General features: G+C 36.4%; 3 protein-coding genes and 2 pseudogenes. All 5 read left to right on the plus strand.

Annotated features, from left to right (window positions below; genetic code table 11):
- Positions 1-83 precede the first annotated feature (83 nt).
- Positions 84-617: pseudogene (locus BACCELL_RS13655) on the plus strand (BF3164 family lipoprotein); the annotation flags it as partial.
- Positions 618-758: 141 nt separating this feature from the next.
- Positions 759-989 (plus strand): NVEALA domain-containing protein, encoded by a 231-nt coding sequence (locus tag BACCELL_RS13660; protein ID WP_007212420.1) that lies wholly within the window; start codon positions 759-761, stop codon positions 987-989.
- A 146-nt stretch (positions 990-1135) separates the two neighbouring features.
- Positions 1136-1501: a hypothetical protein gene (locus BACCELL_RS25745; protein WP_007212421.1), complete on the plus strand. Its 366-nt coding sequence runs from the start codon at positions 1136-1138 to the stop codon at positions 1499-1501.
- Between the two features lie 17 nt (positions 1502-1518).
- Positions 1519-2142 (plus strand): hypothetical protein, encoded by a 624-nt coding sequence (locus BACCELL_RS25750; protein WP_157133913.1) that lies wholly within the window; start codon positions 1519-1521, stop codon positions 2140-2142.
- A 155-nt stretch (positions 2143-2297) separates the two neighbouring features.
- Positions 2298-2817 (plus strand): annotated as a pseudogene (locus BACCELL_RS26870) (hypothetical protein); the annotation flags it as partial.

Below are 2817 nucleotides of genomic sequence, written 5' to 3' on the forward strand. Positions count from 1 at the left end.
ATTTGAATCTATTTGTTATTTACATTTGCCGGCATAATAATCATTGATGAAAAACATAATAATCAAATGAAAAACAAGATGAAAAATTGATGCATAAGTTTGGTGTTATTCCTACTGTCGATGAAGACGCCTTGCGGAATGTCCGTCCGGCTCTGGCGCAGGCGTGGCGTAGTTTTATAGATTACAATCCTCGAAACGGGATACTTGCTGTTGCTACTCAGTTGGGTGAAGTGCTCGAAATTTATAATCTGAAAGACAGTACGCATGTTGTGTGCATGGGACCGCATGGTGAGCCGGAGTTTCAGGTGTCCGGGGGATATGGTATTCCTACGGGTATCATGGGATTTAGCGATGTGCAGGTGACGGATCGGGCCATTTATGCAGTCTTTCATGGGCGTTCGTTCAAGGATATAGTGCGAGATGCCCGGAATGGTATTAATCATCCGGATAGCGGGCAATTTATCTATGTGTTCAGTTTGGCGGGAAAACCGTTAAAGAGATATGTATTAGACCATTACATTTGTGGCATATCGGTAGATGAGCAGCGTGGAGTTATTTATGCTACGGATGTGAATGAGGATGAGCCTATATTAGAATATAGTATAAAAACTATATAGAGTAATAATTAATTAAAAGAAGCAGATGGTAAACGACTTGTTGGTGCAATAAGATACTCTGTATCTTGATACTCGACTGTACAATATATGCGTACTTGATATAGTTAATTAAATAGATTTTTACTTTGAAACAATATAAAAATGAAGAAGTTTATGAAAATAGCTTTTGTTGCAGCATTTGCGGCAATTGCAGGTTATGGTGTTTATGCTAATCAGAAAGTAGATACTATGTCAGATTTGATGTTGGCTAATGTGGAAGCATTGGCTCGTTATGAGGTGAATCCTGATTGTCAGAATGGATGTACTTGCGGGAATACGGGATGCTATTGTTACAAAACATATCCAGATAAAAGAGAAGTGAAATGGAGTTGATATTTACAGCTGCTAAAATATGTTTAGAATGTTCCAACTAGGCATTTTTGTTGTTTGCTATAGTCAATGTAATAAGAAAAAATCAGCTTTTTATAGGCTGATTTTTTTCTATTGATGTTTAAAATAATATAAATAATTTTGTTTTGATGAAACGTATTGTCTATTTTGTTTTGTTTGTTTTCTTTGCGAGTAGTTGCTTTAGAAATTCTGATGTGGAAAAATCTCAGAATCATTCTACTAATATCATTGATGTAAAGGAATCTGTGAAAGAAATTATTATAGATACTCCTTTGATAGGAGGGTGGGCGCGACCTTTTATCGTAAATGATTATCTATTGATAAGTGATTCTCAATCCGAAGAAAAATTAATCTCTATCTTTGATAAGAATAATTTCTCCTATTTGATGGGAGTTGGAGATGCGGGGGAAGGACCTAATGAAATTACGAATATGGGGGTAATTGTGCCTGATGAAGTGCATCATCGATTTTTGTACCTGATTATGGAAAATTGAAAGTATTGAGTTATAGTGTGGATAGTATCTTAAAAAATCCTTTTTATCGACCTGAAGTAAAAGGAGATATGAAAGAATTGCAATTTCCGGATAGATTTGTTTATGTGAATGACACTTTCTGCATTGCACGTTCTATAATGGTCGGAGAAAACAAATATTTTCAACAATCTTTGGTGCGGTGGAATATGTTGACCGGAGAAATGAAATTATTGGTTGAAGGGCATCCCAAGGTAGAACGAAAGCGAAGCCAGTTTGCGGTATCATTGGAACATAATCTGATAGTTGATTGCTATGCTCATCATGACCTAATGACGATTTATGATCTTGATGGTAATTTGAAATACAATATTTATGGTCCTTATTGGGATGACAAGACGAGTAATGATATGGTTTATTATGATGCTGTGGTGATTTGTAAAGATAAGATTGTTGCGGCATATGCAGGAGGACGCAATTGGAGTGACGAGGGATTTCCTAATTTTTTTCAAGTCTATGATTTTGATGGTAATTATATTAAAACGTTGAATATAGGTCGTAAAATTTGTAACTTTTGTTATGATCAGGAGCTGAATAGATTAATAATGGTATTAGATAATGAAATACAATTTGCCTATTTAAATTTGGATGGACTTATAGAGTAAAATAAAGAACTAATATTAGAAAATGATGATGAGCGGAAGGAGAGACGGTGGTAGCGGTCGATTCGATAAAGGAAGGAAAGCGGTTAATTGCTTCACATAGCCTAAGTGCGAAGATTCGCTTTCTGTTTTTGGTGGACAAAGTGGTTTTCAATGTTTTGAATGATTTATGGCAAGAAGATTTGAATGATAGCCACACCTATTGTTCCGGTGCTCTTATGTTGCAATCGGAATTACCGGGTGACAGGAAAGGAAAAAAGTTTATGGTCGGAGACTCAACGCTGATGGCCGATAAGTTTAAGTTGGGAACCTACTATCTGGATGATATGTATTTTCTTGAGTTGACGGTTTATCTTTCGCTTCCTTCCCCATGGTTGTGTGCCGATTGGGGAAAGACCGGTATTGTTTCTTGTTCTATTGTAGTTGTCTTTTGTTTATGCATATTTGTCCTTCTCTTTTGGAATAATCGAAAAAAGGATAACGACGATGAAGCGGCTGATCCGGATGATTTCGTAATACGCATCTCCGAAAATAAATATCAAATAGGCGGAGTCCTGTTTGATGAAGAGGCGTGTACGCTTACTTTTGGAGATCAAAGTGTGGTGAGATGTTCTATGCAGCCTTATAAACTACTTTCTGCATTTGTCCATGCAAAAAGTCATTTCTTATCGAATAAGC

This window comes from Bacteroides cellulosilyticus DSM 14838 (assembly GCF_000158035.1).
Classification (GTDB): Bacteria; Bacteroidota; Bacteroidia; order Bacteroidales; family Bacteroidaceae; genus Bacteroides; species Bacteroides cellulosilyticus.